Here is a 26,832-nt window from a genome sequence, read left to right on the forward strand (position 1 = left end):
AAGGGGGGAGCCTCAGCGCCCTGTCGAGGTGCAGATGCAGGAGCGGTTGCCGTCGGTGTCCTCGACGACCCAGAAGGAGGGGGCGGCCGCGTCGCTGACGAGCCGACCACCCGCGTCGAGCACGGCCTGGAGCCGGCGCTCGACGTCGTCGTGGGGGACCCACACGTCGAGGTGCCACCGCTGCTCGACGGGCGGCGGCGGCAGGGTCGGGTCGCCGGGGTCGGCGTCGCCCGGGGTCTGCCACCAGATCGTCGGCACCTGGCCGCTGGGGTCGACCGGCTCGCCGTCCTTGAGGTCGCTGCCGAGCAGCGCTGCGTAGTAGGCGCCGTGCGTGCTGCCGTCGTCGGTGTCGAGACCGATGTCGAGCTGGGTGAGGCCGGCGACGTCCGCGGTGACACCGAGCTCGCGGGCGACGGCGGAGATCTCGCGGGCGAGGTCGATGTCGCGGCTGGTGATGCCGTCGACGTCGTGGCTCGACATCGAGATGACCACCTCGGGGTAGGTGAGGGTGATGTCGGGGTGGTGGTCGGCTGCTTCGGCGAGGGCTCCGACCCGGTCGACGAGGGCGAGGCCGGTGGCGAAGTCGCCGGTGCGGTAGCGAGCCCGGATCACCCCCAGGAGCTGGCGCCAGTCGTCGAGGCCGGACTCGACGACCTCGGCGGTGGACAGGGTCTGCTTCGGGTCGCTCATGACGTGATCCTCGCGTGCCCGGCGGCGGTCGTCCAGGGCAGGCGGGGGCCTGCTCGCCGCTAGAGTCGTCGCGACGGCCGCCGGGGTCGTCATCAGCGTCTGCCGGAGGTCCCGTCGTGCCGAACATCGGTCCCATCGAGCTCCTCGTCTTCGCGGTGCTCTGCGTGCTCCTCCCGGTGGCCGCCGTCGTGGCGATCGTGCTGCTCATGCGCCGCTCGAAGCAGCAGGAGAGCGCGGTCCCCTCGTACGACGCGATCCGCCAGGCGGCGGCCGAGCAGACGCCCGGCGCGCACACCCGCTCGAGCGGCACGGCGGCCTACGTCGCGCCCCACGAGAGCACCTCGCCCTCCGGGGCCTGGGAGGGCTCCGACGAGAGCGGCGCAGCGCCGCAGGAGACCTCGACCGAGCCGACGCAGGTCTTCAAGGCGAGCAGCGCCGAGCCGGCGAGCAGCACCGAGGGGACGGGCAGCACCGAGCCGGCCAGCGCCATCACCGAGAGCGCGCCGACCGCAGCCGGCACCGACCCGCAGCAGGCGCCCGTCGTGCACGCGCCGAGCGACGACGTCGAGCAGACGGTGCGCATCTCGCGCAGCTCGGCCCGACCGGTCGAGGACCTCAGCGCGTCGCCGAGCACCACCTCGAGCACCCCGCCGCCGCCCCCTTCGCCCGCGGTCTCCCCGTCCTCCGAGCCGGCTCCCGCTCCTGAACCGATTAGGACCGAGCCGACCACGCCCGAGCCCGCACCTGCCCCCGAGCCCACCCTCGCCCCCGAGCCGGTCGCGCACCCGTCGGCCCCCGACCCGGTCGAGCCGCCGCCGGCCCCCGCGCCGGCCGTCACCGACGACCCGGGCCACACGTACTGGGACGACGAGGAGGCCGAGCGCGAGCGTCGGGCCGAGTCGCTCGCCGACGACGACACCACCCCGCCGGCCCGAGCCGTCGTCGACGGCGGCTACGGATGGGGTTCGGCCGCCCCCTTCGCCGACGGCTCGATGCCCCCGGGGCACCCGGTCAAGGGCCACCGTGAGTGGATGCAGTACCACGAGCCCGGCAGCCCCTGGTACGACGAGACGACGGTCGACGTGTGGTTCGCCGACGCCGCGACGGCCGAGCGGGCGGGCTTCCACCGGGCGTGAGCCTCGCGGTGCCGACCGCGTCTCACGATGTGAGGCGCCGAGGGCGGCGCGTCTATCGGTGCGGTCACAAAGTCGGGCGTCGTCGACGGCGAGGCAATAGGTTCGGGCCAGCCGAGGGCGCCCGCGTGCGCCCTGTCCCCAGCGCTTCGCGAAGGATCGCCGATGCAGGTTGGAGTACCCGCCGAGTCCAGGCCCGGGGAGACCCGGGTGGCCGCGACACCGAAGACCGTGGGGCAGGTCGTCGCCCTCGGCTACGACGTCGTCGTCGAGAGCGGGGCCGGTGCCCGGTCCTCGTACCCCGACGAGGCGTACGCCGAGGCGGGCGCGCAGATCGGCACCGCCGCCCAGGCCTGGGCCGCCGACGTCGTCGTGCGCGTCAACGCGCCCACCGAGGCCGAGCTGGCGATGATGCGGCCCGGGGCCACCCTCGCGAGCCTCCTCGCCCCGGCGATCGACCCCGCGGCCGTCGATCGGGTCACCCGGGCCGGGATCACCGCGCTCGCGATGGACGCGGTCCCGCGCATCTCGCGCGCGCAGTCGCTCGACGTCCTGTCCTCGATGGCCAACATCGCCGGGTACCGCGCCGTCATCGAGGCCGCGGGCGAGTACGGCGGCCTCTTCACCGGTCAGGTGACGGCCGCGGGCAAGATGCCCCCGGCGAAGGTCCTCGTCTGCGGGGCGGGCGTCGCCGGGCTCGCCGCGATCGGCACCGCGGGCAGCCTCGGCGCGATCGTGCGCGCCTTCGACGTGCGGCCCGAGGTCGCCGAGCAGGTCGAGTCGATGGGCGCGGACTTCCTCACCGTCGACGTCGTCACCGAGCGCTCGAGCGACGGCTACGCGAAGGAGGCCGGCGAGGACTTCGACCGGGCAGCCGCGGCGCTCTACCTCGAGCAGGCGCGCGACGTCGACATCATCATCACGACCGCGCTCATCCCCGGACGCCCCGCGCCCCGGCTCATCACCGCCGCGATGCTCGACGCGATGCGGCCGGGCTCGGTCGTCGTCGACATGGCCGCGAGCAACGGCGGCAACGTCGAGGGCTCGGTGCCCGACGAGATGGTCGTCACCGACCACGGGGTGAAGATCATCGGATACACCGATCTCGCCGGCCGCCTGCCCACCCAGGCCAGCCAGCTCTACGGGACGAACGTCGTCAACCTGCTCAAGCTGCTGACCCCCGGCAAGGACGGGCAGCTCGTCCTCGACCTCGACGACGTCGTCGTGCGCGGCATGACCGTCGCGCGCGACGGCGAGACGCTGTGGCCCCCGCCGCCGGTGCAGGTCTCGGCCGCCCCGGCCCCACCCCCTTCGACCGAGGTGGCCCCACCGCCGCCGCCGAAGGAGCCGATGAGCCCGACGACCCGGCTCGCGCTCGGCGGGGCGGGCGCGCTGCTCTTCCTGCTCGTCGCCGCGGTGAGCCCGGCGCCCTTCCTCGGGCACTTCATGGTCTTCATGCTCGCGGTCGTCGTCGGTTTCTACGTCATCGGCCACGTCCACCACGCGCTGCACACGCCGCTCATGTCGGTGACCAACGCGATCAGCGGGATCATCGTCGTCGGTGCGCTCCTGCAGGTCGGGCACGACGGCGGGGTGGCCGTCTCGGCGCTCGCCTTCGTCGCCATCCTCCTCGCGAGCATCAACGTCTTCGGCGGCTTCACGGTCACCGCGCGGATGCTCCAGATGTTCCGGAAGGGTGACGCCTGATGTCGATCCCGCTCACCCTCGTCCAGGGCGCCTACATCGTCGCCGGGCTGCTCTTCATCCTCGCGCTGTCCGGTCTGAGCAAGCACGAGACCGCTCGATCGGGCAACCGCTTCGGCGTCGCCGGCATGGCGATCGCGCTCGTCGTCACCGTCCTCGCCGCGACCGTCGGCACCTCCGTCGGGGGTCTCGAGGTCGACGAGGGCGCCGGTCTGGGCGGCTTCGTCCTCATCGCGCTCGCCATGGGCATCGGGGGGGCGATCGGCGTCGCCCGGGCCCGCCGGGTCGAGATGACCGGCATGCCCGAGCTCATCGCGCTGCTCCACTCCTTCGTCGGCCTCGCGGCCGTGCTCGTCGGGTGGAACTCCGCCTACGAGGCGAGCGCGAACCCCAAGATCCACGACGGCGAGGTCGCGGTCGGTGTCTTCATCGGTGCCGTGACCTTCACCGGCTCGGTCGTCGCGTACCTCAAGCTGTCGGGGCGGATGAAGAGCTCGCCGCTCGTGCTGCCCGCGCGGCACGTGCTCAACCTCGGGGTGCTCGTCGCCTTCGTGCTGCTCACGGTGCTCTACGTCGTCGTGCCGCACGACCAGGACGCCCTGCGCCAGAGCATCCTCGGCGTCATCACCCTGCTCGCCCTCGGTCTCGGCTGGCACCTCGTCGCCTCGATCGGCGGCGGCGACATGCCCGTCGTCGTCTCGATGCTCAACAGCTATTCGGGGTGGGCGGCGGCCGCGGCCGGCTTCCTGCTCGGCAACGACCTGCTCATCATCACCGGTGCGCTCGTCGGCAGCTCGGGTGCGTACCTCAGCTACATCATGTGCCGGGCGATGAACCGCTCCTTCATCTCCGTCATCGCCGGGGGCTTCGGCTCCGACGGCGCGGTGACGGGGGAGGAGCGCGACTACGGCGAGCACCGCGAGATCACCGCCGAGGGGGTGGCCGAGCTGCTCTCGGACGCGTCGTCGGTCGTCATCGCGCCCGGGTACGGCATGGCGGTGGCCCAGGCGCAGTACCCCGTCGCCGACCTCACCGCGCGGCTGCGGGCGAAGGGGGTGGACGTCCGCTTCGGGATCCACCCGGTGGCCGGCCGTCTGCCGGGCCACATGAACGTCCTGCTCGCCGAGGCGAAGGTGCCCTACGACGTCGTGCTCGAGATGGACGAGATCAACGACGACTTCCCGCAGACCGACGTCGTCCTCGTCATCGGTGCCAACGACACGGTCAACCCGGCCGCGGCGGAGGACCCGACGAGCCCGATCGCCGGCATGCCGGTGCTCGAGGTGTGGAACGCCGCGGACGTCGTCGTCTTCAAGCGCTCCATGGCGTCGGGGTACGCGGGGGTGCAGAACCCGCTCTTCTTCCGCGAGAACACCCAGATGCTCTTCGGGGACGCGAAGGACCGGGTCTCCGACATCCTCAAGGCCCTCTGACCCCCCTTCGCCCCGGCCCAGCTTTCCCGCCCAGGGCGGGAAAGCTCGACCTCGGGCAAGAACATGTCCTTCCCAGAGTCGAAGGTTCTTGCCCGAGGTCAGGCGGGGCGGACGTCCTGGCGTGCTCGGCGCACCATGGCGGCGACCTTGCCGGGGACCCGCAGGTCCGCCCACGTCACCCGGACGACGACGTAGCCGAGCCGGCGCAGCGCGTCCTCGCGCTTCTTCTCCCGCCACAGCACCGAGGGGTCGCCGTCGGCGTACTTGATGCGGCCGTCGAACTCGACGACCACCCAGTCGTCGACGAGCAGGTCGACCCGGGCGACGAGCTCGCCGTCCTCGTCGCGGATCTCGACCTGCGGCACCGCCACGATCCCGGCGATGCTCAGCTGGCAGCGGGTCTGGCTCTCCCCGACGGACTCGGACCGAGCGTCGACGAGCGCCAGCATCGAGCGGACCCGGCCGGCGCGGGGCCACCGGCGGACGTCGTCCAGCGCAGCAGACAGCTGCTCGAGAGTGACCGCCCGGGAGTGCAGGGCGTGGTCCGCGCTGACGACCCCGGCGACCGGTCCGGAGTCCATCGCCACCTCGACGAGCGCCTGGGGGAGCGCGGTCGTCGGGCCGAGCGACGTCTCGACGACAGGGCCGGTGGAGCGTCGGAAGACGGCTCCCTTGACCCCGGTGCCGCGGTCCTTGGACCACCGCAGGACCGGCCGGCTGAGATCCGCACCAGACACGGCCGCGCCGTGCGCGAGGACCGCGCTGACGCCGGTGAGCGCGCCCTGGGGGTACAGCAGCCGCAGCGCTGCGCACAGCCTCAGGTGCCGGCCCTCGGCGTCCTCGCCGGGTGGAGGCGGCAGCGTGTAGACGCCCCGGAAGGGGTGCTCCAGCTGCCGGTGGCCGGCGAGCTCGACGAGGTCGCTCGGGAGGAGACCCAGGACACGGGCCTGGGCAGTGGTCAGGGCACCGCGCTGACCGTGGGCGAGCTCGACGACCTCGGCGGGGAGAGTGCGCATGCACGAGGGTCTGCTGCTCGCAGGCGTGCGTCGCGGGGGTGTCCCCGTCCTGTGGATGGCCGCTCCTACAGCGCGTCGTCTGTGGACGGTGTGCGAAGGGGGGACCGGTCCCCCTTCGGGCAAGAAGGTTCGACCTCGGGCAGGGACATTTCCTTCCCGAGGTCGAGCTTTCCCGCCCTGGGCGGGAAAGTGGGGGCAGGTGAGCATGTGTCGTAGACAATAGTGTGTGACGCACACTATGATGTGACGCATGGACGAGGAGCTGCTGGCGGGGCACATGCAGGAGCTGCGGCGCGGCACGGTCGTCCTCGCGTGCCTGGCGGTCCTCGAGCAGCCCCGGTACGGATACGCCCTGCTCGAGACGCTCGACGCCGGAGGCTTCGCCGTCGACGGCAACACGCTCTACCCGCTGCTGCGGCGCCTGGAGAAGCACGGCCTGCTGACGAGCGAGTGGAACACCGACGAGGCCCGGCCGCGGAAGTTCTACCGCACGAGCCCGGCCGGCGCGCGGGTGCGCGCCCACCTGATGCAGGAGTGGCGGTCGCTCGACCGCGCGATCGACGCACTGGAGACGGAGACGCCATGAGTCCCAGCACCCTCACCGACCGCTACATCTGGACGGTCACCCGACAGCTGCCGCAGGAGAGCGGCCCCGACGTCGCCCGCGAGCTGCGCGTCACCCTCGAGGAGGCCGTCGAGGACCGCGTCGCCGCGGGCGAGGACCCGAGCGCCGCCGAGCGGGCTGCGGTCGCCGAGCTCGGCGACCCGGACGTCCTGGCCCGCGAGTACGGAGGCCGGCCCCAGCACCTCGTCGGCCCGGCCGTCTACGCCGACTACGTCCGTCTGCTCAAGGTGCTGCTCGCCGTCGTCCTGCCGTGCGTCGTCCTCGGGGTGCTCATCACCCAGTCGCTCGCGACCGACCGGGGCTTCGGCGACGTCCTCGGCCGCACGATCGGCGCGGTGCTGCAGACCGGCGTGCACCTCGTCTTCTGGACCACCCTCGTCTTCGTCATCGTCGAGCGCAGCCGCAGCGAGTCCGAGCGCGACGCCCCGATCACGCCGTGGGACCCCGACCAGCTGCCCGGGGACGCGCCGTGGCGTGCGCCCCGCTTCGGCGAGATGGCCGCCGAGGTCAGCTTCAGCGCGGCGATGGTCGTCCTGCTCGTCTGGCAGCTCTCCGGGGTGGGGGAGCGAGGCGTGCAGGTGCTCGACCCGCAGCTGCCGCTCGTGTGGAAGCTCGTCCTCGTGGGCCTCTTCGTCCTCGACGCCGCCGTCTCGCTCGCTGCCTGGCGGGTCGGGCGCTGGACGCCCACCCTCGCGGCCGTCAACGTCCTCGCGAACGTCGTCTCCGCCGTGCTCCTCGTCTGGCTGCTGCTCAGCGACCAGCTGCTCACGGACCTGCCGACGGTCTTCGCCGAGCGCTTCGGCACCGACCTCGACTGGTCGGTGTCCTACCCCGCCGTGGCCGTCGGGATCGTCGTCATCTGCGGGTGGGACGCCGTCGCCTCGGTCCGTCGCGCCTGGCTCGTCCGCGATGGCTCGACGCGCAGCGGGGGCCGCCGGCCGTCGGCTCAGTAGGCGTCGGGGTCGTACGGCGGGAGCTCGCCGGTGTCGTCGTCGCGGGTGCGACGCACGAGGTCGGAGCTGCGGTAGATCGGCTCGTGGTGCGGCGCAGGGTGCGGCGGGGTGCCGACGTAGCGGCCGTCGACGACGCCGAGGCGGGTCGCGTAGTCCTGCGAGGTCTCCCAGGCGCGGTCGTCGCCCCCTTCGTCCTCGTCCTCCTCGCCCGGCACGACGCCGAAGACCACCGAGCAGATCGCCCGGTAGTTCTCGTCGGGGTCGGGGACGAAGGCGATCCGGGAGAGGGCCTGGTCCTGGCCGGCGCTCTCGAGGATGAAGGTGCCGTAGCCGAGGACGCGCCCGACGAGGGAGCGCTCGTAGCCCATGTCGGTGACCTTCTTCAGCGGCATCATCGAGACCTTGTGGTTGATCCACCCCTCGAAGAGCACGACGCGCTTGTCGGTCGCGACGACCCGGGTGTGCCGCCACTCGACCCACTGCCACAGCGCCCACAGGACGACGGCGAGCCAGACCAGCCACACGAAGGACAGCACCTGGCTGCCCGAGTCGGACGTCGAGACGTCGAGCCAGCCGGCGACCACGGTGGCCCCGACGACGGCGAGGGCAGGCTTGAGCAGGACGATCGCGTGGTGACGGATCTCCGCCACCGGGGTCTCGCCGGGGAGGAGATAGCGCCGAAGGCCCCGGTGGGCGACCTCCTCCATCGGGCTTACCTCGCGATCAGAGAGTCGAAGAAGCGGCCGATGTTCGTCACGCCGTTGCCGATGACGTCACCCGCGGTGCCGACGATGTCGGCAGCCTCGCTGGGCGAGGTGAGGATCGCGTAGATGAGGAAGATCGTGAGCAGCCAGAGCAGGATCTTCTTGATCGGTGGCGTGGACATGACTCTCTCTCCGCAGCAGGGGTCGACGACCAGGGGCCGGGCGTCGGCCTGAGGTCAGTGTGGCAGATGTGACTTCTGGGGCCGGTCGTCCGACACGCCGGGGCGAGGACCCACGGCGAAGGGGGATCAGACGACGCCGTAGAGGCGGTCGCCCGCGTCGCCGAGGCCGGGGACGATGTAGCCCTGCTCGTTGAGCCGCTCGTCGACGGCGCCGGTGACGAGGGTGACGGGCACGTCGAGATCGGCGATCTGCTCGCCCAGGGTCTCGATGCCCTCTGGCGCGGCGAGGAGGGTGACGGCGGTGATGTCGTCGGCGCCTCGGTCGACGAGGTAGCGGATCGACATCGCGAGGGTGCCGCCGGTCGCGAGCATCGGGTCCAGGACGTAGCACTGGCGGCCCGAGAGGTCGTCGGGCAGGCGGTTCGCGTACGTCTTCGCCTCGAAGGTCTCCTCGTCGCGCAGCATGCCGAGGAAGCCGACCTCAGCCGTCGGCAGCAGCCGCACCATGCCGTCGAGCATGCCCAGGCCGGCGCGCAGGATCGGCACGACGAGCGGCTTGGGAGAGGAGAGCTTGACGCCCTGGGTCGCCGAGACCGGGGTCTCGATGTCGAAGGGCTCGGTGCGCACCTCGCGCGTCGCCTCGTAGGCGAGGAGGGTGACGAGCTCGTCGGCCAGCCGGCGGAAGGTCGGGCTGTCCGTGTCCTTCTTGCGCAGGTAGGTCAGCTTGTGAGCGATCAGCGGGTGGTCGGCGGTCAGGACGCGCATGGCCCCGAACCTACCGCGCGAAGCCGCTCACGCCATCACGCCGGAAGCCCTTGAAGCGGGTGCCCTGGCGGGTCAGCTGCCCACGGTCGCCCTCGGCGAGCTGGGCGTAGTCCTTCGCCGAGATCGCGAGCTCGTCACGTCGGCCGTCGGGCAGCTCGAAGGTCGCGTGGTACCAGGTGGACGCCGAGGAGTCCCCGTGGCCGCCGCTCACGGAGGTGCGCTTGCCGGTGACGCGGGCGGTCAGCGTCTCGTCCGGCGAGGCGTTGTTGCGGCTCCACTGCATCGAGCCCCGCACGACCGCGGTGAGGAGGATCCCGATGACGAGCACGAAGCCGAGGGCGATGATGACGACGACCGTCGTGGCGAAGGGGTCGTCGGGAAAGCTGTCGAGCATGGGTCCTCCTCGGGAGAGACTGTGGGCATGACGCGCTCGGCACATCCTGCCCGTCCCGGTCGCGATGCGGAGGCCGAGTGGATGCGTCGCGCGCTCGAGCTCGCCGCCGCCGCGGGGGAGCGTGGCGAGATCCCGGTCGGTGCTCTCGTCCTCGACCCCGAGGGCGCAGTCGTCGGCGAAGGGGGCAACACCCGCGAGGGCGAGGCGGACCCGACCGGCCACGCCGAGATGACCGCGCTGCGGCAGGCCGCACGCTCCCTTCGCACCTCGCGTCTGGACGGCTGCACCCTCGTCGTGACGCTCGAGCCGTGCCCCATGTGCGCGGGGGCCGGCGTCCTCGCGCGGGTGGACCGGGTCGTCCTCGGCGCATGGGACCCGAAGACCGGCGCGTGCGGCTCGGTGTGGGACGTCGTGCGCGACCGGCGCTCGCCGCACCGGGTCGAGGTCGTCGGTGGGGTGCTCGAGGAGGAGTGCTCGCGGCTGCTCGTCGACTTCTTCTCGCAGCGACGCTGATTTTTCGCTGCCGACGCCCCGTTGTAGAGTCACCGGCGGTGGCGTGTCCGAGCGGCCTAAGGAGCGCGCCTCGAAAGCGCGTGTGGGTTCACGCCCACCGTGGGTTCAAATCCCACCGCCACCGCCAGCATCGCCGAAGCCCGGTGGACCGTCACGGTCCACCGGGCTTCGTCGTGCAGGGGGAGAGCTGAGGCCTATGCTCCGCAGACATCCCCCCTCCTGATCGGAGCGACGATGTCAACCTCATGGCTCAGGCACCCTGACGGCACTCTGTGTCGTCGACGAGTCCTAGCAGTCGTCCTCGGGCTGGTCTTCCTCGGCGTGGTCGCCGCCGGGGCGGCGGGCTACGTCTCCGGCCCGCTCTACTGGGGGCTGTACGTCGCTCCCGTCGCGGTGCAGGTGGTGCTGCCCTCCTGCCGCAAGCACGGACCCGAGGCCGCCTAGGTCGCCTACGACGCCGACGAAGGGGGGGCGGGCGATCTCGTGAGCGGCGGCGGCCGCTCATCGCGACCAGGTGATGCGCTCGCGCCGCCTGTCGTCCATCGCACCACCTCGCCTCATCCGTGTCGGGCCTGGCTCAACCCCGGACGACGCGGCGCACCACGGCGCCGGCGCCCAGGAGGAGCCCGCCGACGAGCATGAGCCCGCCGACCGGGCTGCGGTCGAGCGAGCCGCCGTCGGTCTGGACCACGGCGGGCACACGGGGCGCCTCGTCGGCGGGGTCTGCGGTACCCGGCGCACCGTCGACGTCCACCGGGGTGACCGGCGGGGTCGGCTCCGACGTCGCGTCGTCGCACGCCTCGACGTCGACCATGCCCGTGCCGAAGAAGAAGGCGCCGGACTCGAGTCCGTCGAGGAGCACGCCGATCTCTCGCAGCTCTTCGAGCTCCTTCTCGGTGATGGTGTAGTCGTCCGGCGCGGCGGCTCGTCCGCCGAGCGCACGGGGGAGGCTCTTCGCGGCGCCCTCGACGGACTTCTGCGTCAACGCCGGACCTGCCATGCCCTCCTCGAAGTCATCATCATCCGTGACACCCGTCAGCCAGAAGGAGCCGACCCGCGAGTCGAAGGCGATCCAGTCGTAGGCACCCTCCGCCACCGTGAGGGTCTCCGTGGCACCGGGGTCCAGGGTCTGCTCGACGTAACTCGTGGGCTCCCAGCTCTCCCAGTCCTCAAGGGTCACGGTGACCTCGGCGTCCGAGGGGTTGGTGAGCGTCACGCTCTCGCACTCGGTGCTCTCGACCGTGACAGCCGGCTGCTCCACGGGCGCGCACCCGGTGCTGTCGAGGGTCACCTCGACGGTCTCGGCGCTGCCCGGGGCGAGGACGTAGCCCTCGTCGGCGGTGACGTCGAGCGTGAGGGTCAGCTCGTCGGGCCAGGCCTCGAAGAGGTCCCCGGACTCGTCCTCCGACACGAGCGCGGCGATGACGCCCGGCAGCTCGACGCCCTCGGGGAAGATCACGCGCTCGCGGTCCGCAGTGATCGAGTACGTCACCCCCTCCGTCTCCGGGATGACGATCGTGTCCTGCCCGACCCCGCAGGCCTGGTCCGAGACGACAGGCGTCGCCGCGGTGACGGGCGCCGGGTCGGCGGCGTGGGCGGTGGCGACCGGCGCGCCGAGCGTCAGCCCGGAGAAGGCGATGAGCGTGGCGGCAGTTCGGGTGCGCGAGGGCATGGAGGGTCTCCGGAGGGGACAGGCCGTGGCGGGCGAAGGGGGTGGCGGGGCTCAACCTAGACGGTCCAGGAGGATCTGACAGGCCGTCCTGAACTACTGCTCCGAATCGGTACCGACGCGGAGCCACCCCTGGTCCGACGACGGCGTCGCGGCCCGCCCGGCCGCCATGATGGACCTGTGATGACCCTGCGGCCCGACCTCCCCTCCGCCCTGCGACGGGCCGCCGCGGAGCAGCCCGCTCCGGGGGTGTCGGGCTGGCTGACGGCGCCGCCGCCGAGGGTCCATCACGTCGAGCGCGTCCAGCCGCTGCCGGCCGGCTCGGACGTCGACCGCTGCGCAGCGGCGCTCATGTCCTGGGGGATGCACCGCGCCGCCGGGCTCCAGGTCCGCGCCGACCGCGACGTCGAGCTCGGCGCCACGGTCGTCCTCGGTCTGCGGCTCGGCCCGGTCGTCGCCGTCTCGCCCTGCCGCGTCACCTCCGTCGTGCGCGAGGACGGGCGCGTCGGCTTCGAGTACACGACCCTGCCCGGCCACCCCGAGACCGGGGTCGAGCGCTTCGAGGTCGTGCGCGACGAGCACGGCGCACGCGTCGAGATCTCCGCCGTGAGCCGGCCCGCCTTCCTCGGGAGCCGGGTCGCCCCCTTCGTCTCCCGTCGGGTGCAGGCCGCGATCACCGACCGCTACCTCGCGGCCGCGCTCGCGGCGGCCACCGGCCGGTAGGGCCGGGGAGGGCTCCCCTTCGCGCGGCCGGGGCCGCTCTGGTTGGGTGGGGCCATGCGCGCACGAGCCACCGGATCCCTCCTGGCCCTCGCCCTGACGACCGCGGCGCTCGCCGGCTGCCAGGTCGACAAGTGGTCGGAGAAGTGCACGACCGACACCCAGCTGCGCAGCTGCGAGATCTCCGTCTCGGGCAGCAAGTTCAACGACCTGCCCTTCCCCGTCTCCGGACCGGTCCTCGGCAGCGTCGGCGACCGCTTCCGGCTCGAGTCGGCCACCGAAGGGGGAGCCGCCACCTTCTCCGCCGGGGGCACCGAGGGCGGTACCTACACGTGCGAGCAGGGGCAGAGCGTCTCCGTCGGGGACAGCTCGGTCGAGTGCCGCGCCGTGGGCGACGGCTCGCTCGACTTCACCATCAGCCGCGTGCGCTGACCCCCCGGCGCTCTCAGCAGCGGCGGGCGACGGAGAGGGGCTCGAGGTCCTCGAAGTCCTTGCCGACGACGACGTCGATGATCGAGCGCACGCGCTTGTCGCGGACCTTCTGCATCGCGCCGGCGTGCCGCCCGACGACCTTGACCTTCGGGGCGCCCTTGTCGCCGTAGCGGATGAGCCCGACCCCGCCGACGCGCCCGCCGTGGTAGTTCTCGATCTTGCGGATCTGGAAGCCGCGCTTGCGCAGGTCACGCGCGACCGATGCCGCGAGCCCGTCCCGGCCGGTGCCGTTGTAGACGTTGACGACGACGTCCTTCGGCTGGATCGCGCACACCGAGCTCGTCGACGCCGACGCGCCCGGCTGGCGACGGCCCTCCTCGTCGGCGCGGATGTAGCTCATCGCGTACCAGAAGGCGAAGAAGAGCAGGAGGAGCACGACGAGCACCGTGACGAAGGTGCGCCGTCCCTGCGACCGACCCCGGTCGGCCTCCTCGTAGTCCCCCCGCGCCATCGTCAGCCCTCGAGCTCCAGCACCCGTGCGTGGATCGTCGGACGCTGCTGCAGCGCGGCGCGCACCGCGCGATGCAGCCCGTCCTCGAGGAAGAGCCGGTCTCGCCAGGACACGACGTGCGGGAAGAGGTCGCCGTAGAAGGTCGAGTCCTCGGCGAGCAGGTTGTGCAGGTCCAGCGAGCTGCGCGTCGTCGTCAGCAGGTCCAGACGGATCATCCGCGGCGGGATCTGCGCCCAGTCGCGGGCGGAGTCGTACCCGTGGTCGGGGTACGGGCGCGAGTCGCCCACGGCCTTGAAGATCACGCCGCCACGATAGGGGCACGACCCGTCAGCGCCCACCCGGGGCGGGGCGCCGTGACCGACTCGTCACCACCCCTTCGCCCGCCGCCGTGTCCTACGCTCGGGCGGGTGACGACGACGCCGCTCCTCGACCAGATCCGCGCCGGCTACACCTTCGACGGGCCGGTGCTCGAGCTCGGCGCCGCCGTCGTCGACGGCGCGACCCATGCCGACACCCCCGTGCGCATCCCGCTGTCGGTGCTCAACCGTCACGGGCTGGTCGCGGGCGCGACCGGCACCGGCAAGACCAAGACGCTTCAGGTCATGGCCGAGCAGCTCGCGGCCCAGGGCGTCCCCGTCTTCCTCGCCGACATCAAGGGCGACCTCTCCGGTCTGGCGAGCCCCGGCGAAGGGGGAGAGAAGCTCACCTCGCGCGCGGCGGAGGTCGGGCAGACGTGGACCGCCGCGGGCTTCCCCACCGAGTTCCTCTCGCTCGGCGGCATGGGCAAGGGCATCCCCGTGCGCACGACGATCACGTCCTTCGGGCCGACGCTGCTCAGCAAGGTCCTCGGGCTCAACGACACCCAGGAGTCGAGCCTCGGCCTCGTCTTCCACTACGCGGACAAGCAGGGCCTGGCGCTGCTCGACCTCAAGGACCTGCGGGCGGTCATCACCCACCTCACGTCCGACGAGGGCAAGGAGGAGCTGAAGGCTCTCGGCGGCCTGTCGAAGGCCACGGCCGGGGTCATCCTGCGCAACCTCATCGCCTTCGAGGACCAGGGCGCCGACGTCTTCTTCGGCGAGCCCGAGCTCGACACGGCCGACCTCCTGCGGGTCGCGCCGGACGGCCGCGGGATGGTCACCTGCCTCGAGCTGCCCGCGGTGCAGGACCGCCCCCAGCTCTTCTCGACCTTCCTCATGTGGATGCTCGCCGACCTCTTCCACGACCTGCCCGAGGTCGGCGACGTCGACAAGCCCAAGCTCGTCTTCTTCTTCGACGAGGCGCACCTGCTCTTCGACGACGCGTCCAAGCCCTTCCTCGACGCGATCGAGCAGACGGTGCGGCTCATCCGCAGCAAGGGCGTCGGCGTCTTCTTCGTCACCCAGAGCCCGAAGGACGTGCCCTCGGGCGTGCTCGCCCAGCTCGGCAACCGTGTGCAGCACGCGCTGCGCGCCTTCACGCCGGAGGACAGCAAGGCGCTCAAGGCCGCGGTCTCGACCTACCCCCACACCGAGTACGACCTCGCCGAGCTGCTGACGACGCTCGGCACCGGCGAGGCCGTCGTCACCGTGCTCTCCGAGCGGGGCGCTCCCACCCCCGTCGCGTGGACGAAGATGCGCGCGCCCGAGTCGCTCATGGCTCCCAGCGCCGAGGGCGTCGTCGACGGCGCGATCGTCGGCTCGGCCCTCGCCCGGAAGTACGCCGAGCCGGTCGACCGGGAGTCGGCCTACGAGCTGCTCGCCGCCCGCCTGACGAAGGCGCCGACCCCCGAGCAGGCGCCGGCGCCGGCTCCCACCCAGCCGCCGGCGCCGCAGGGCGCCCCGCCGGCACCCGCACCCCGGGGCCGGGCGCCCAAGGAGCAGCCCGGGGTGGTCGAGCAGGTCGTGCAGTCCTCGGCCTTCCGCTCCGCGCTGCGCTCGGCCGGCACCGTCATCGGGCGCGAGATCACCCGCTCCCTCTTCGGCACCTCGCGCCGCCGCCGCTGACGGCCGAGGCCGGGCGCTACAGGTCGAGCGCGACGTCGAGCCACGGGGCGCTGTGGGTGAGCGCCCCCGCGGAGATGACGTCGGCACCGGCCTCGGCGAGCGCGCGGATGCTCGTCTCGGTGACACCGCCGGAGACCTCGACGAGCAGACCGCTGCGCGCGGAGCGGATCGCCGCCACCGCCGCTCGGACCTCGTCGGGCCCCATGTTGTCGAGCAGGACGACGTCGACGACCGGTCGAGCGCCGGCTGCGACCTGCTCGGACTCGATCGCGAGGAGCTCGTCGAGCTGGTCGAGGGAGTCGACCTCGACCTCCACCCGCGTCATGTGCCCCACCGGGCCCGGGCGTCGACGCACCCGCTCCAGCGCGGGTGCGAGACCGCCGGCGAGACCGAGGTGGTTGTCCTTGACCATGACCGCGTCGTCGAGCCCGAGGCGGTGGTTGGCACCACCGCCGTGGCGCACGGCCCGCTTCTGCGCGGCACGCAGGCCCGGCACTGTCTTGCGGGTGTCGACGACGACCGCGCCCGTGCCCTCGACGAGGTCGACGAGCCGGGCGGTGGCGGTGGCGACCCCGCTGAGCAGGCCGACGAAGTTCAACGCCACCCGCTCGCCCGTGAGCAGCGAGCGTGACGGTCCCTCGACGTGCGCGACGACGTCGCCGGCGCTCACCCGGTCGCCGTCCTCCGACGAGAGCCGCACCCGCACCTGCGGGTCGACCTGCGCGTAGGTCTCGACGACGAAGTCGGTGCCCGAGACCACCCCGTCGGCCCGGGCGACGAGCGTCGCTTCGCCGCGGGCGTCGCGGGCGATCGTCGCGAGCGAGGTGATGTCGCCGAGCGTGCCGAGGTCCTCGTCGAGAGCGGCCCGGACGAGCGGGGCGACGTCGCGGGGGGCCGTCATCACGCCACCGCCGGGGCGGGGGCGTCGGCGCGCAGGTGGGCCCCGAGGCTCTCGCGGCGGGCCAGCGCCCGGCGGGCGACGAGCCCGCCGAGGAGGGCGTCGTCGCCGGGCAGGTCGTCGAGCCGGCCGATGGCCTGCGCGAGGCCGTCGGCGTCGCGCACGACACCGACGAGGTCGGACATCACGGCGCGCACCTCGACCGAGGCGATCTCCGGCGACGTGGGCGACGCGCGTCGTCCGTCGACGGGCGCGAGGGTGGTCGTCCGCTCGGGCGGCACCGGGTCGACGCGGTCCGTGGCCCATGAGGCGGTCCGCCCGGGCCAGCAGGCGACGTCCTGCGCGACCGCAGTGCCCATCACCCCCGCCTCGAGCAGCGAGTTCGAGGCCAGCCGGTTGGCCCCGTGCAGACCGGTGCACGCGACCTCTCCGCACGCCCAGAGCCCGGGCACGTCGGTACGGCCGCGGGCATCGGTGAGCACGCCGCCCATCTGGTAGTGGGCGGCGGGGCGCACCGGCAGGAGGTCGCGTGCGGGGTCCAGCCCCATGTCGGCACACCGCTGCGCGAGGCCGCGGAAGTGCTCGAGCAGGTCGGGGACGTGGCGGCAGTCGAGCGCGACCTGGCGCCCGAGCACGCGCTCGCGGTGGACCGCGGCGGCGACGACGTCGCGCGGGCTCACCTCGTCGACGAAGCGTCGCCCGTCGGAGAGGAGGTGAGCGCCGGCGCCACGGACCGCCTCGGTGACCAGCGGCAGGGGAGCCCCCGAGCCGCCGCCGACGTCGAGGCTCGTGGGGTGGAACTGCACGAGCTCGAGGTCGGCGAGCCGGGCCCCGGCACGTCCGGCGAGGACCACCCCGCTGCCCCAGGAGCCGAGCGGGTTCGTCGTGTCGCGGTAGAGGGCGGCGCCGCCACCCGTCGCGAGCACGACGCGGCGGGTCCGCAGCTCCAGCGGACCGTCAGGATCCAGCACGAGGACGCCGGCGACGCCGTCGTCGTCGACGAGCAGCTCCAGTGCTCGCCCGCGGACGACGGCGACGTCGGAGGTGGCGGCGACCTGCGGCGCGAGGGTGTCGACGACCGCCGCTCCTGTGCGGTCGCCGCCGACGTGGCAGACCCGGTGCCGGCCGTGGCCCCCTTCGCGCCCGAGGGAGAGCTCACCGGAGGCGTCCCGGTCGAAGGGGACGCCGGCCGCCACGAGCTCGGCGACGAGAGCGGGGGCGGCCTGGGTCATCCGGGCGATCGTCGCGGTGTCACCGGCGAAGGACCCGGCCCGCGCGGTGTCGTCCGCGTGCTGCTGCGGGTCGTCCCCGGGGCCCACCGCCGCGGCGATGCCGCCCTGCGCCCAGGCGCTCGCCGTGCCCTCGCCGAGGCCGGCGGGGGCGACGACGACGCACGGGCCGCCGAGGTGACGGGCGACGCTCAGCCCGGCGAGCCCGGACCCCACGACGACCGGGGCGTCGGTCTCGACCACGCGCGCGCTCACGACAGCTCCAGCATGCGCTCGACCGCGCGGCGGGCGGCCGCGGCGGTGGTCGGGTCGAGGACGATCTCCGGGCCGCCCGTCTCGAGGGCGAGACGGATCTTCGTGAGGGTCGACCGGCGCATGTGCGGGCAGATGTTGCACGGCTGGACGTAGTGCAGCCCGGGGTCGGCCGCGCGGATGTTGTCGGCCATCGAGCACTCGGTGATGAGCGCGACGTGCGGCGGTCGGTGGGTGGTGACGTAGTCGATCATCTGGGCCGTCGAGCCCGCGACGTCGGCGGCGGCGACGACCTCGGGCGAGCACTCCGGGTGGGCGAGGACGGTGAGCCCGGGGGTCTCGGCCCGCAGCTGCTCGACCTGCGCGACGTCGAAGCGCTCGTGCACCTCGCAGCGGGTCGGGTGGGTGATGACGTCGACCCCGGTCGCCCGTGCGACGTTGCGGGCGAGGTACTCGTCGGGGATGAGGATGACGCGGTCGACGCCGAGGTGGCGCACGACCCGCTCGACGTTGCCCGAGGTGCAGCAGATGTCGCTCACGGCCTTCACCGCGGCGCTGGAGTTGACGTAGGTGACGACCGGCACGCCCGGGTGCTCCGCCCGCAGGGCGAGGACGTCCTCGGCGGTGATGCCGTCGGCGAGCGAGCAGCCCGCGGTGATGTCGGGGACGAGCACGGTCTTCGCGGGGTTGAGCAGCTTCGCCGTCTCGGCCATGAAGGGCACGCCCGCGAGCAGGATGACGTCGGCGTCGACGTCCTGGGCACGCTGGGCGAGGAGCAGCGAGTCGCCGACGACGTCCGCGACCCCGTGGAAGATCTCCGGCGTCTGGTAGTTGTGCGCGAGGACGACGGCCCGCTTCGAGCGCTTGAGCTCCTGGATCGCGACGACGTCCTGAGCGAAGGTCGCCCACTCCGTCTCGGGGATGACGTGCCGCACCCGCTCGTAGATGTCGCGGGTCGCCTCGACGGCGTCGTGCGCAGGACGGGTCCCCGGGGTGGGGAGGCTGGTGACGGACATCTGCAGCTCCTTCTGCTGACTATGAGCACATGCTCAGGTTGAGCATAAGCACGGGAAGCGAGCCGCGGCAAGCCGGTGATACCCGGGATGTCGGCAGATGCGTGGGTTGTGACTGGCGCGGGTGCCAACGCCTCGGGGGAGGGGTCCGGGATGTTGGCAGATGCGTGGGTTGTGACTGGCGCGGGTGCCAACGCCTCGGGGGAGGGGTCCGGGATGTCGGCAGATGCGTGGGTTGTGACTGGCGCGGGTGCCAGCTTCTAGGGGGTGGGTCGGCGAGAGGGGTGGGTCGGCGAGAGGGGGGGGAGGAGGTCAGCGGGTGCGGGGGCGGGGGAGCTTCGTGCCGACGTGGCGGCGCTCGGCGTGCACCTCGCTGCGGAAGCGGTAGAGCGCGGCGGGGCGGCCGCCGGTGTCGCGCTCGGTCTCGCCGGTGGGCTCGACGAGACCCAGCTGGTCCTGGACGGTCCGCCGGAAGTTCTGCTTGTGCAGGCGCTGGCCCGCGAGCGACTCGACCGTCGCCTGCAGCCCGCCGAGGGTGAAGTCCGGGGGCATGAGCTCGAAGATCACCGGGCGGTACTGCAGCGTCGAGCGCAGCCGGGCCAGGCCCGTCGCGAGGATGCGGCGGTGGTCGTGGAGCATCGCCGGCCCGAGGCCGTCGCCGTCGCCGTCGCGATCGCCGGACTCGGCGACGAGACCCGCCTCCCAGAGCAGCTCGTAGCGCTGGAGCACGAGCTCGGGGCGCCAGGCCCAGTCCGCCATGCCGAAGGCGTGCCGGGCCCGCTCGAGCCGCTCGGCGTCGTCACCGGCCCAGCGCAGCGCGCGCTCGCCGAGCTCGCGGGCGAGCTCGGGGACGCCGTCCCGGGCGTCCTCCCACGGCAGCAGGTCGTAGACGTCGAGCCAGCCGCGCTCCCCCTTCGCCCGCGTCAGTCCGAGGTAGGAGATGGCCACGGTGCGCCCCGCCCGGCCCGAGCGGCCGACGTCGGCGAAGGTGTAGAGCTGCTCGACGAAGCCGAGCTCGACCCCTTCGCGCTCGCGGGTCCACGCCCGCAGACCCGCCTGGAGGGAGCGGTGCTCCGGCTCGAGCGGTCCGTGGGGCAGGGCCGGCGGGGCGCCGGACGCCAGCACGCGGGGGCTCCCCTCGTCGACGCTGAGGATCACAGCGACGAGCTCGGCGGCGATGGAGGAGGGCACGGGCGCTATCTCAGCACGCGGCGAAGGGGGCCGTCACGCCAGCCCGAGGGCGGCGGCCTCCTCCCACAGCTCGTCGCGCACGCTCGGGTGGGCCGCCTCCTCGATGAGGTGGCGCGCCTGCGCGCGCTCGTCGTGGCCGGCGATCCAGGCGACGCCCTGCTCGGTGACGACGGCGCTGTGCTGGAAGGAGGTCACCGGCTCGTCGACGAGCGGGACGATCGTCGAGACGTCGGCGCGCGGGTGCCAGCTGCGCAGCGCCATGAAGGCGCGGCCGCCCTCGCTGTGCGACGCCCCGACCGTGAAGTCGGTCTGCCCGCCGAAGCCGGAGTAGATGCGCGCCCTGATCCGAGAGGCGTTGGCCTGGTCGAGCAGGTCGACCTGCAGCGCCGTGTTGACCGAGGTCATCCGCGGCTGCTGGGCGATGCGGGCGGGGGAGTTCGTCGTCTCGGTGCGGGTCAGACGCACACGGGGGTTGTCGTGCACCCACGCGTACAGCTCGGCGCTGCCGAAGACGAAGGAGGTGACGAGGGGGACGTCGGGGTCGAGCGCGCCGGCCTGCTCGAGGCGCAGCACGCCGTCGCCGAACATCTCGGTCCACACGCGCAGGCCGCGGCGCTGCGCGATGCCGGCCATCACGGCGTCGGGCACCTCGCCGATCCCGGCCTGGAGGGTCGAGCCGTCGCGGATCTCGGCGGCGACCCGCGCGCCGATGACCGCGGACGCGTCGTCGGCCCCGGCGCGCGCCGGGTGGGTGAGCAGCGGTGCCTCGACCTCGACGAGGCCGTCGAGCAGGTCGACCGACAGCTCGGCGTCGCCCGAGGTCCACGGCATGCGCGGGTTGGCCATCGCGATCACCGGGGCACCGACGGCCCGGGCCGCCTCGACTGCGCCGGGGAGGATGTTGCACTCGAGACCCAGGCTCACCCGGCCGTCGCGGGGCGGGGTCGTGTGGAGCAGCACGGCGTCGGGCCGCAGCGCGCCGTGGAAGAGGCGCGGCACCATCGACAGCCGGCTCGGCACGTAGGACAGGCGGGGATGGCGCCGGAAGCCCGGTCCGACGAAGGTCGTCTCCGGCACGACCCCGTCGTGGACCGGCAGCCCGGGCTGGGCGTTGAGCAGGTGCAGGCGGGCGCGGGGGAGCCGGGCGAGCACCGCCTCGACGAGCGGCACGGGTGTCGCGAAGTTGCCCGAGGCGACGACCCGGGGCTCGACAGCCCCTCGTGCCTCGACGAGCGATGCGGCCTGGTCCAGGGTCATGGACTGCATGCACCCATCCTGCCCCGGCCCCGCGCCGCTCCGGTTGCGGGCCCGCTGTGCTGTGACTAACTTCCATCGAAGACGAATGACGCGTGAAATTTTCACGCACCCACCCGGTCGACGAAGACCCCCAGGAGGCGTCATGAGCCAGTACCGACCGTCCCGCCGCACTGTCGTCACGGGCAGCGCCGCCGCCGTCCTGGCCGCCGCGACCCCCGTCGGCCACGCCGTCGCCTCGCCGGGGCCGGGTGGTCCCGGGCGCGGCGACGGTCGCCACCGGGCCTGGGCGCGCAAGACCCTGCGCGAGATGACCCTCGAGCAGAAGGTCGGCCAGCTCTTCGTCCAGCACGTCTACGGCTCGGACGCGACGACCCCCGACCAGCGCAACGTGCCGCTCTACGGCGTCGCCGCCCCCGCGGACGTCATCCGCCGCTACCACCTCGGTGGGGTCTGCTACTTCGCGTGGACCGACAGCGTGCGCGACCCCGAGCAGATCCTCGGGCTGTCCAACGGCCTCCAGCGAGCCGCCCTCGGCGCCGACCGCCACGGCAGGGGCGGGCCCGGCCGCGGCAAGGGCGCACGTGTGCCGCTGACGATCTCGGTCGACCAGGAGCAGGGCGTCGTCACGCGCATCGGCCCGCCGGCCACCCAGCTGCCCGGGTCGATGGCGCTCGGCGCGGGCCGCAGCGCGACCGACGCCCGCACGGCCGCCGCGATCACCGGCCGCGAGCTGCGGGCCATGGGCATCACGACCGACTTCGCCCCGGTCTGCGACGTCAACGTCAACCCGCTCAACCCCGTCATCGGGACCCGCTCCTTCTCCTCGCGCCCCGAGCTCGCCGCCGAGATGGTGCGCGCGCAGGTCCGCGGCTACCAGCGCGACGGCTCGGTCTCCTCCTCGGGCAAGCACTTCCCGGGCCACGGCGACACGGCGACCGACAGCCACGTCGCCTTCCCCGTCATCACGCACAGCCGCGAGGAGTGGGAGGAGCTGGACGCTCCCCCCTTCGTCGCCGCGATCGCCGAGGGCATCGACATGATCATGACCGCGCACCTGGCGATGCCGGCCTTCGACGACTCGGGCGACCCGGCCACCCTCAGCCGGCCGATCCTCACCGGTCTGTTGCGCGAGGAGCTCGGCTACGAGGGCGTCATCATCACCGACTCCCTCGAGATGGAGGGCGTGCGCCAGAAGTACGGCGACGCCGAGGTCGCGGTCCGTGCCCTCGAGGCCGGCGCCGACCAGCTGCTCATGTCGCCCGCGCTGCAGAAGGCGCTCCCGGCCGTCGTCGCCGCCGTCGAGAGCGGACGAATCAGCCGGCGCGAGCTCGACGCGAAGGTCACCCGCGTCCTGCTCATGAAGGCCCGCCGCGGCGTCGTCGACCACCCGTACGCCGACCCCACCCGTCTCTCCTCCGCCGTCGGCACCCCGCGCAACCTCGCGGCTGCCGACGCCATCACCGACCGCACGACGACCCTCGTCACCAACGACGACGGCGTGCTGCCGATGACCGCGGCGGGGTCCTCGGTGCTCGTCACCGGGTGGGGCGCGACGACGACGAAGACCGTCGCCGACGAGCTGACCGCCGCAGGCGCCACGACGACGCTGTCGACGACGGGTGCCTCACCCACCGACGCGCAGATCGCGTCCGCCGTCGCCGCGGCGAGGGGGAAGGACGCCGTCGTCGTGCTGACGATGAAGGCCTGGGACACCGCCGTCACCGACAAGACCCGCGGTCAGCAGAAGCTCGTCGCCGCGCTGCAGGCCAGCGGCGTGCCGACCGTCGTCGTCGCCGTGCGCGACCCCTACGACATCGCCCACCTCGGTGACGTCCCGACCTACCTCGCGACCTACGCCTACAACGCCGTCGCGATGGGCGCCCTCGTGCGCGTGCTCACCGGCGAGGTCGAGCCCACCGGCACCCTGCCCGTCGACATCCCCGCCGCCGACGACCCCGGCACCGTCCTCTACCCCTTCGGCCACGGCCTTCGCTACTGATCAGGAGCACGTGATGAGCACCCCCAGCAGACGACTCTTCATGGCCGGCGCCGGCGGCACCGCCGTCGCCGCCACCGCGGGCGCGGTCCCCGCGGTCGCCCACGGCCGCCCCGGCGGGCGCCGGGTGCGCACCGGCGCCGACATCGCCGCCGCGAGCGGGTGGTCGACCCTGCGCGGCCAGAAGGTCGGCGTCATCACCAACCCGACGGGGGTCACGGCGGACCTGCGCTCGATCGTCGACGTCATGCACGAGTCGGGGCAGGTCGACGTCGTCGGCGTCTTCGGCCCGGAGCACGGCTTCCGCGGCACCGCGCAGGCCGGCGAGTCCGAGGGCACCTCGGTCGACCCCCGCACCGGCATCACCGTCTACGACGCGTACGGCGCCGGGCCGGACGCGCTGACGACCATGTTCCGCACCGCGGGCGTCGAGACCGTCGTCTTCGACATCCAGGACGTCGGCTCGCGCTTCTACACCTACATCTGGACGATGTACACGGGCATGCGCGCCGCCCACCGCGTCGGCGCCCGCTTCGTCGTCCTCGACCGGCCCAACCCGATCGGGGGCGTCGCGCGCGGCCCGATGATGACGGAGAAGTACACGTCCGGCGTCGGTGCCGAGGCGGTCGTCCAGGCCCACGGCATGACCGTCGGCGAGGTCGCGCGGTACGCGAACCGTCACTTCATGGACGAGGACGAAGGGGGACGCCTCGCCGACCTCGACGTCGTCGAGTGCACGGGGTGGCGGCGCGACATGCTGCACGCCGACACCGGACTGCACTGGGTCATGCCGAGCCCGAACATGCCGACCGCCGACACCGCCCTGCTCTACCCGGGCACGGGGATGTTCGAGGGGACCAACCTCAGCGAGGGCCGCGGCACGACCCGCCCCTTCGAGCTCGTCGGGGCGCCCTACGTCGACCACCGCTGGGCCGAGCGCCTCGAGCGGGCGGACGTCCCCGGCGTGCTCTTCCGGGAGGCGTACTTCACCCCGACCTTCTCCAAGCACTCCGGTGCCGTCTGCGGCGGGGTCCAGGTGCACATCACCGACGCCGCGAAGGTCGACCCCATCCGGGTGGGCGTCGAGATGCTTGTCGCCCTCAGGGCCCTCTACCCCGACTTCGCGTGGCGCCAGGACAGCTGGGACACCGCCCGGCCGTACTGGATCGACAAGCTCACCGGCTCGACCCGCCTGCGCGAGATGGTGACGGCCGGGTCCTCGGCCCGCGAGGTCATGGCCGCGTGGCGCTCCGAGCTCGCCGACTTCGAGCGGCGCCGTCAGCCCGTGCTGCTCTACCCGGGCCCGCGTCGGGCGGGGCGCTGAGATGGCAGCCGTGGGCCGGCGCGCCGTGCTCGCGTCGATGGGCGGCGCAGGGGTGACCTTGCTCGGCGCCGGGCCCTCCCTCGCCGGCGGGGGGCGTCGACCGGAGGTGCTGCGTCCCGGGCACCCTCACCACGTCGGGCTCGACCCGGCGCCGATCGAGGCGGCCCGGGCCGCGATCCGCGGGTACCTGGAGCCGCAGGCGAACGGCTACCCGATGTACCCCGGGGCCGTCGGCCTCATGGCTCACCGCGCCCGGGTCGTCGCCGTCGAGGTGTGCGGCGACGCCGTGCGGTACGCCGACGCGACGACCGAGCTGCCCCCGCGCGAGCGGGCCGAGATGCGCCGCGACACGGTCTTCGACCTCGCGTCCGTGAGCAAGCTCTTCACCTCGATCGCGGCCGTGCAGCTCGTCGAGGAGGGTCGGGTCGAGCTCGGCGCACCAGTCGCGCGCTACCTGCCCGAGTTCGGCGCCGGCGGCAAGGAGGGCGTGACCGTCCAGCACCTGCTGACGCACACGTCGGGCTTCGTCGCGTGGCTGCCGCTGTGGAGCGCCCACCCCGACCGCGCCGCGCGCATCGCCGCGGTGATGCGCCAGCCCACGCAGGACCCGCCCGGCACGGTCTACCGCTACTCCGACCTCAACCTCATCGCGCTCGGCGTGCTCGTCGAGCGGCTCCGGGGCAGGCCCCTCGACGTCGTCGTCCGTGACCGCATCACCCGCCCGATCGGCATGCGCAGCACGGGCTACACCCCCCGGCGCGCGTCTCGCTGCGCGGCGACCGAGTACCAGACCTCGCCGCCGCGCGGGATGGTGCGCGGCGAGGTGCACGACGAGAACGCGTGGTCGCTCGACGGCGTCGCCGGGCACGCCGGCGTCTTCTCCACCGTCGACGACCTCGCGGTGCTCGCGCAGACGCTGCTCAACGGCGGGAGCTACCGCCACGGGCGGATCCTGCGCCCGGCCTCGGTCGAGCTGCTCGTCACGGACTACAACGCCGCCTTCCCCGGCAACGCGCACGGGCTGGGCTTCGAGCTCGACCAGCCCTGGTACATGGACGCCCTGTCGGGCCCGCGCACCGCCGGGCACACCGGGTACACGGGCACCTCGCTCGTCGTCGACTTCTCCTCGCAGTCCTTCGCGATCCTGCTGACCAACCGCGTGCACCCGTCGCGGTCGTGGGGGAGCGTCAACCCCGCTCGGCAGGCGTGGGCGCGCGGCCTGGCCCTCGCCCAGGGCCGCGAGCCGCTGCCGTCGGCGCGGCGTGCGAGCGACCCGCCGGGCTACACCGCCCAGGACGCGGAGACCCGCGGCGCGGCGTCGTAGCGTATGGCCATGACGCGACGGCCCGAGGACCACGACCACCTCGGGACCTCGTTGCTCGTGCGCCTGCGCGGGGCGCGGCCCGGTCTCTCGCCCGCCGAGGACCGGGTCGCCGAGCTCGTCCTCGCCGACCCGCGCGCGGTCGCCGGCCTGACGATCTCCGAGCTCGCCGGGCAGGCCCGGACGTCGGAGACGACCGTCCTGCGCTTCTGCCGACGGCTCGGTCTGCGCGGCTACCCGCAGCTGCGGCTCGCCCTCGCCGAGGAGTCGGCCCGCACCCCGGCGAAGGGGGTGGGCACCGGCGACATCAGCGCGCGCGACACCGTGCAGGACGTCATCGCCAAGGTCGCCTACGCCGACACCCTCGCCGTCGAGGAGACCGTCCAGCAGCTCGACGAGGCCTCGCTCGTCGCCGCCGCCGACGCGATCGCCGGCGCCGGCCGGGTCGACGTCTACGGCATCGCCGCCTCGGGGATCGTCGCCGCGGACCTGCAGCAGAAGCTGCACCGCATCGGCATCCCCGCCTTCGCCTGGCTCGACCCCCACCTCGCCCTGACGAGCGCGACGCTCCTCGGCCGCGGAGACGTCGCTGTGGGCATCTCGCACTCGGGCACGACGGTCGAGGTCCACGACGTGCTGAGCGCCGCCGCCGAGCGTGGTGCGCGCACCGTCGCCGTGACCAACCACCCGGGCAGCCCGCTCGCCAGGGCAGCCGACGTCGTGCTCACGACGGCGGCCCGTGAGACCGAGCTGCGCTCGGGCGCGACCGCGAGCCGGATCGCCGCGCTCACCGTCGTCGACTGCCTCTACATCCTCGTCGCGCAGCGCAACCTGCGTCGCCCGCGCCGAGCCGTCGAGGAGACGAAGCAGGCGGTCGCCCGCCGGCACATCCGCAACTGATTTACATCTGTTGCCGCCTCGA

Annotated in this window: 28 protein-coding genes and 1 tRNA gene; 15 read left to right on the forward strand and 14 right to left on the reverse strand. The window is 73.3% G+C overall.

All coding sequences use genetic code 11. From position 1 onward, the window contains the following. Positions 1–12: 12 nt before the first annotated feature. Positions 13–690 (reverse strand): 4a-hydroxytetrahydrobiopterin dehydratase, encoded by a 678-nt coding sequence (locus tag L6241_RS15380; RefSeq protein WP_354587427.1) that lies wholly within the window; start codon positions 688–690, stop codon positions 13–15. A 116-nt stretch (positions 691–806) separates the two neighbouring features. Here L6241_RS15380 and L6241_RS15385 point away from each other — a divergent pair, with 116 nt between their 5' ends. From L6241_RS15385 to pntB, 3 genes are all read left to right on the forward strand, one after another. Beyond that, the gene (locus tag L6241_RS15385; RefSeq protein ID WP_368246972.1) at positions 807–1,826 is read left to right on the forward strand and encodes a hypothetical protein; all 1,020 of its coding nucleotides are present in this window, start codon (positions 807–809) and stop codon (positions 1,824–1,826) included. A gap of 162 nt (positions 1,827–1,988) precedes the next feature. Next, positions 1,989–3,530 (forward strand): Re/Si-specific NAD(P)(+) transhydrogenase subunit alpha, encoded by a 1,542-nt coding sequence (locus L6241_RS15390; protein ID WP_368246973.1) that lies wholly within the window; start codon positions 1,989–1,991, stop codon positions 3,528–3,530. Then, positions 3,530–4,960 carry a Re/Si-specific NAD(P)(+) transhydrogenase subunit beta gene (gene pntB, locus L6241_RS15395; protein WP_368246974.1) on the forward strand — a complete coding sequence of 477 codons (1,431 nt, stop codon included), beginning with the start codon at positions 3,530–3,532 and terminating at the stop codon, positions 4,958–4,960. The genes L6241_RS15390 and pntB overlap by 1 nt, the downstream gene beginning before the upstream one ends. Before the next feature lie 98 nt (positions 4,961–5,058). Here pntB and L6241_RS15400 read toward each other — a convergent pair whose 3' ends face one another. Next, a complete protein-coding gene (locus L6241_RS15400) occupies positions 5,059–5,976 on the reverse strand; it encodes a hypothetical protein (protein ID WP_368246975.1) in 918 nt (305 codons plus the stop codon). A 250-nt stretch (positions 5,977–6,226) separates the two neighbouring features. On the opposite strand from L6241_RS15400, the gene L6241_RS15405 reads away from it, so the two are divergent. Together L6241_RS15405 and L6241_RS15410 are read left to right on the forward strand one after the other, a co-directional pair. Next, positions 6,227–6,562 carry a PadR family transcriptional regulator gene (locus tag L6241_RS15405; protein WP_368246976.1) on the forward strand — a complete coding sequence of 112 codons (336 nt, stop codon included), beginning with the start codon at positions 6,227–6,229 and terminating at the stop codon, positions 6,560–6,562. After that, a complete protein-coding gene (locus tag L6241_RS15410) occupies positions 6,559–7,554 on the forward strand; it encodes a permease prefix domain 1-containing protein (protein WP_368246977.1) in 996 nt (331 codons plus the stop codon). The genes L6241_RS15405 and L6241_RS15410 overlap by 4 nt, the downstream gene beginning before the upstream one ends. Here L6241_RS15410 and L6241_RS15415 read toward each other — a convergent pair. From L6241_RS15415 to L6241_RS15430, 4 genes are all read right to left on the reverse strand, one after another. Continuing rightward, positions 7,548–8,261: a PH domain-containing protein gene (locus tag L6241_RS15415; RefSeq protein WP_368246978.1), complete on the reverse strand. Its 714-nt coding sequence runs from the start codon at positions 8,259–8,261 to the stop codon at positions 7,548–7,550. The genes L6241_RS15410 and L6241_RS15415 overlap by 7 nt on opposite strands. A 5-nt stretch (positions 8,262–8,266) precedes the next feature. Next, positions 8,267–8,440, reverse strand: coding sequence for a hypothetical protein (locus L6241_RS15420; RefSeq protein ID WP_191564115.1), 174 nt, complete (start codon positions 8,438–8,440; stop codon positions 8,267–8,269). Positions 8,441–8,566: 126 nt separating this feature from the next. Then, complete coding sequence (gene upp, locus L6241_RS15425; protein WP_368246979.1) at positions 8,567–9,205, reverse strand: uracil phosphoribosyltransferase; 639 nt, start codon at positions 9,203–9,205, stop codon at positions 8,567–8,569. A gap of 10 nt (positions 9,206–9,215) precedes the next feature. Continuing rightward, positions 9,216–9,599 (reverse strand): DUF2500 domain-containing protein, encoded by a 384-nt coding sequence (locus L6241_RS15430; RefSeq protein ID WP_368246980.1) that lies wholly within the window; start codon positions 9,597–9,599, stop codon positions 9,216–9,218. Positions 9,600–9,626: 27 nt separating this feature from the next. Here L6241_RS15430 and tadA point away from each other — a divergent pair, with 27 nt between their 5' ends. The 3 genes from tadA to L6241_RS15445 all read left to right on the forward strand — a co-directional run bounded on the left by tadA (position 9,627) and on the right by L6241_RS15445 (position 10,556). Next, a complete protein-coding gene (gene tadA, locus L6241_RS15435) occupies positions 9,627–10,112 on the forward strand; it encodes a tRNA adenosine(34) deaminase TadA (protein WP_354587435.1) in 486 nt (161 codons plus the stop codon). Between the two features lie 37 nt (positions 10,113–10,149). Continuing rightward, positions 10,150–10,239 (forward strand) — tRNA-Ser (locus L6241_RS15440). Positions 10,240–10,433: 194 nt separating this feature from the next. Then, positions 10,434–10,556, forward strand: a complete 123-nt coding sequence (locus tag L6241_RS15445) for a hypothetical protein (protein WP_354587436.1) — start codon at positions 10,434–10,436, stop codon at positions 10,554–10,556. A 133-nt stretch (positions 10,557–10,689) separates the two neighbouring features. On the opposite strand, the gene L6241_RS15450 is transcribed toward L6241_RS15445, so the two are convergent. Continuing rightward, entirely contained in the window at positions 10,690–11,784 is a 1,095-nt protein-coding gene (locus L6241_RS15450) for a hypothetical protein (RefSeq protein ID WP_368246981.1), read from the reverse strand. A 180-nt stretch (positions 11,785–11,964) separates the two neighbouring features. Here L6241_RS15450 and L6241_RS15455 point away from each other — a divergent pair, with 180 nt between their 5' ends. After that, positions 11,965–12,504, forward strand: a complete 540-nt coding sequence (locus tag L6241_RS15455) for a DUF1990 family protein (protein ID WP_368246982.1) — start codon at positions 11,965–11,967, stop codon at positions 12,502–12,504. A gap of 54 nt (positions 12,505–12,558) precedes the next feature. After that, complete coding sequence (locus L6241_RS15460) at positions 12,559–12,933, forward strand: hypothetical protein (protein WP_368246983.1); 375 nt, start codon at positions 12,559–12,561, stop codon at positions 12,931–12,933. Between the two features lie 13 nt (positions 12,934–12,946). Here L6241_RS15460 and L6241_RS15465 read toward each other — a convergent pair whose 3' ends face one another. Beyond that, positions 12,947–13,444, reverse strand: a complete 498-nt coding sequence (locus L6241_RS15465; RefSeq protein ID WP_123091395.1) for a LytR C-terminal domain-containing protein — start codon at positions 13,442–13,444, stop codon at positions 12,947–12,949. Positions 13,445–13,446: 2 nt separating this feature from the next. Continuing rightward, positions 13,447–13,746: a type II toxin-antitoxin system VapB family antitoxin gene (locus L6241_RS15470; RefSeq protein WP_068272770.1), complete on the reverse strand. Its 300-nt coding sequence runs from the start codon at positions 13,744–13,746 to the stop codon at positions 13,447–13,449. Between the two features lie 105 nt (positions 13,747–13,851). Here L6241_RS15470 and L6241_RS15475 point away from each other — a divergent pair, with 105 nt between their 5' ends. Then, entirely contained in the window at positions 13,852–15,429 is a 1,578-nt protein-coding gene (locus tag L6241_RS15475; protein ID WP_368246984.1) for a helicase HerA-like domain-containing protein, read from the forward strand. A 16-nt stretch (positions 15,430–15,445) separates the two neighbouring features. Here L6241_RS15475 and nadC read toward each other — a convergent pair whose 3' ends face one another. From nadC to L6241_RS15500, 5 genes are all read right to left on the reverse strand, one after another. Continuing rightward, positions 15,446–16,330, reverse strand: coding sequence for a carboxylating nicotinate-nucleotide diphosphorylase (nadC, locus tag L6241_RS15480; protein WP_123091394.1), 885 nt, complete (start codon positions 16,328–16,330; stop codon positions 15,446–15,448). Then, positions 16,330–17,811, reverse strand: coding sequence for an L-aspartate oxidase (locus L6241_RS15485; RefSeq protein WP_368246985.1), 1,482 nt, complete (start codon positions 17,809–17,811; stop codon positions 16,330–16,332). Before L6241_RS15485 ends, nadC begins: the two co-directional genes overlap by 1 nt. Beyond that, positions 17,808–18,824, reverse strand: coding sequence for a quinolinate synthase NadA (nadA, locus tag L6241_RS15490; RefSeq protein ID WP_368246986.1), 1,017 nt, complete (start codon positions 18,822–18,824; stop codon positions 17,808–17,810). Before nadA ends, L6241_RS15485 begins: the two co-directional genes overlap by 4 nt. Before the next feature lie 309 nt (positions 18,825–19,133). Continuing rightward, positions 19,134–20,012, reverse strand: a complete 879-nt coding sequence (locus L6241_RS15495; protein WP_123091391.1) for a hypothetical protein — start codon at positions 20,010–20,012, stop codon at positions 19,134–19,136. A gap of 33 nt (positions 20,013–20,045) precedes the next feature. After that, complete coding sequence (locus L6241_RS15500) at positions 20,046–21,278, reverse strand: acetyl-CoA hydrolase/transferase family protein (protein WP_368246987.1); 1,233 nt, start codon at positions 21,276–21,278, stop codon at positions 20,046–20,048. Between the two features lie 133 nt (positions 21,279–21,411). On the opposite strand from L6241_RS15500, the gene L6241_RS15505 reads away from it, so the two are divergent. The 4 genes from L6241_RS15505 to L6241_RS15520 are packed head-to-tail and all read left to right on the forward strand — an operon-like array spanning position 21,412 to position 26,810. Continuing rightward, a complete protein-coding gene (locus L6241_RS15505) occupies positions 21,412–23,268 on the forward strand; it encodes a glycoside hydrolase family 3 protein (RefSeq protein ID WP_368246988.1) in 1,857 nt (618 codons plus the stop codon). Positions 23,269–23,281: 13 nt separating this feature from the next. Further along, positions 23,282–24,589 carry an exo-beta-N-acetylmuramidase NamZ domain-containing protein gene (locus tag L6241_RS15510; RefSeq protein WP_368246989.1) on the forward strand — a complete coding sequence of 436 codons (1,308 nt, stop codon included), beginning with the start codon at positions 23,282–23,284 and terminating at the stop codon, positions 24,587–24,589. A gap of 10 nt (positions 24,590–24,599) precedes the next feature. Continuing rightward, positions 24,600–25,913, forward strand: coding sequence for a serine hydrolase domain-containing protein (locus L6241_RS15515; RefSeq protein ID WP_368246990.1), 1,314 nt, complete (start codon positions 24,600–24,602; stop codon positions 25,911–25,913). A 9-nt stretch (positions 25,914–25,922) separates the two neighbouring features. Next, positions 25,923–26,810 (forward strand): MurR/RpiR family transcriptional regulator, encoded by an 888-nt coding sequence (locus L6241_RS15520; protein WP_368246991.1) that lies wholly within the window; start codon positions 25,923–25,925, stop codon positions 26,808–26,810. The last annotated feature ends 22 nt before the right edge of the window (positions 26,811–26,832 follow it).

Origin of the sequence: Janibacter sp. Y6 (assembly GCF_040900765.1) — a bacterium.
GTDB lineage: Bacteria > Actinomycetota > Actinomycetes > Actinomycetales > Dermatophilaceae > Marihabitans > Marihabitans melonis.

Excerpts from the sequence above, each read along its gene's own strand:
- L6241_RS15380 (WP_354587427.1), bottom strand. The coding sequence starts at position 690 with ATGAGCGACCCGAAGCAGACCCTGTCCACCGCCGAGGTCGTCGAGTCC.
- L6241_RS15390 (WP_368246973.1), top strand. The coding sequence starts at position 1,989 with ATGCAGGTTGGAGTACCCGCCGAGTCCAGGCCCGGGGAGACCCGGGTG.
- pntB (WP_368246974.1), top strand. The coding sequence starts at position 3,530 with ATGTCGATCCCGCTCACCCTCGTCCAGGGCGCCTACATCGTCGCCGGG.
- L6241_RS15400 (WP_368246975.1), bottom strand. The coding sequence starts at position 5,976 with ATGCGCACTCTCCCCGCCGAGGTCGTCGAGCTCGCCCACGGTCAGCGC.
- L6241_RS15405 (WP_368246976.1), top strand. The coding sequence starts at position 6,227 with ATGGACGAGGAGCTGCTGGCGGGGCACATGCAGGAGCTGCGGCGCGGC.
- L6241_RS15410 (WP_368246977.1), top strand. The coding sequence starts at position 6,559 with ATGAGTCCCAGCACCCTCACCGACCGCTACATCTGGACGGTCACCCGA.
- L6241_RS15415 (WP_368246978.1), bottom strand. The coding sequence starts at position 8,261 with ATGGAGGAGGTCGCCCACCGGGGCCTTCGGCGCTATCTCCTCCCCGGC.
- L6241_RS15420 (WP_191564115.1), bottom strand. The coding sequence starts at position 8,440 with ATGTCCACGCCACCGATCAAGAAGATCCTGCTCTGGCTGCTCACGATC.
- upp (WP_368246979.1), bottom strand. The coding sequence starts at position 9,205 with ATGCGCGTCCTGACCGCCGACCACCCGCTGATCGCTCACAAGCTGACC.
- L6241_RS15430 (WP_368246980.1), bottom strand. The coding sequence starts at position 9,599 with ATGCTCGACAGCTTTCCCGACGACCCCTTCGCCACGACGGTCGTCGTC.
- tadA (WP_354587435.1), top strand. The coding sequence starts at position 9,627 with ATGACGCGCTCGGCACATCCTGCCCGTCCCGGTCGCGATGCGGAGGCC.
- L6241_RS15450 (WP_368246981.1), bottom strand. The coding sequence starts at position 11,784 with ATGCCCTCGCGCACCCGAACTGCCGCCACGCTCATCGCCTTCTCCGGG.
- L6241_RS15455 (WP_368246982.1), top strand. The coding sequence starts at position 11,965 with ATGACCCTGCGGCCCGACCTCCCCTCCGCCCTGCGACGGGCCGCCGCG.
- L6241_RS15460 (WP_368246983.1), top strand. The coding sequence starts at position 12,559 with ATGCGCGCACGAGCCACCGGATCCCTCCTGGCCCTCGCCCTGACGACC.
- L6241_RS15465 (WP_123091395.1), bottom strand. The coding sequence starts at position 13,444 with ATGGCGCGGGGGGACTACGAGGAGGCCGACCGGGGTCGGTCGCAGGGA.
- nadC (WP_123091394.1), bottom strand. The coding sequence starts at position 16,330 with ATGACGGCCCCCCGCGACGTCGCCCCGCTCGTCCGGGCCGCTCTCGAC.
- nadA (WP_368246986.1), bottom strand. The coding sequence starts at position 18,824 with ATGTCCGTCACCAGCCTCCCCACCCCGGGGACCCGTCCTGCGCACGAC.
- L6241_RS15500 (WP_368246987.1), bottom strand. The coding sequence starts at position 21,278 with ATGCAGTCCATGACCCTGGACCAGGCCGCATCGCTCGTCGAGGCACGA.
- L6241_RS15505 (WP_368246988.1), top strand. The coding sequence starts at position 21,412 with ATGAGCCAGTACCGACCGTCCCGCCGCACTGTCGTCACGGGCAGCGCC.
- L6241_RS15510 (WP_368246989.1), top strand. The coding sequence starts at position 23,282 with ATGAGCACCCCCAGCAGACGACTCTTCATGGCCGGCGCCGGCGGCACC.
- L6241_RS15520 (WP_368246991.1), top strand. The coding sequence starts at position 25,923 with ATGACGCGACGGCCCGAGGACCACGACCACCTCGGGACCTCGTTGCTC.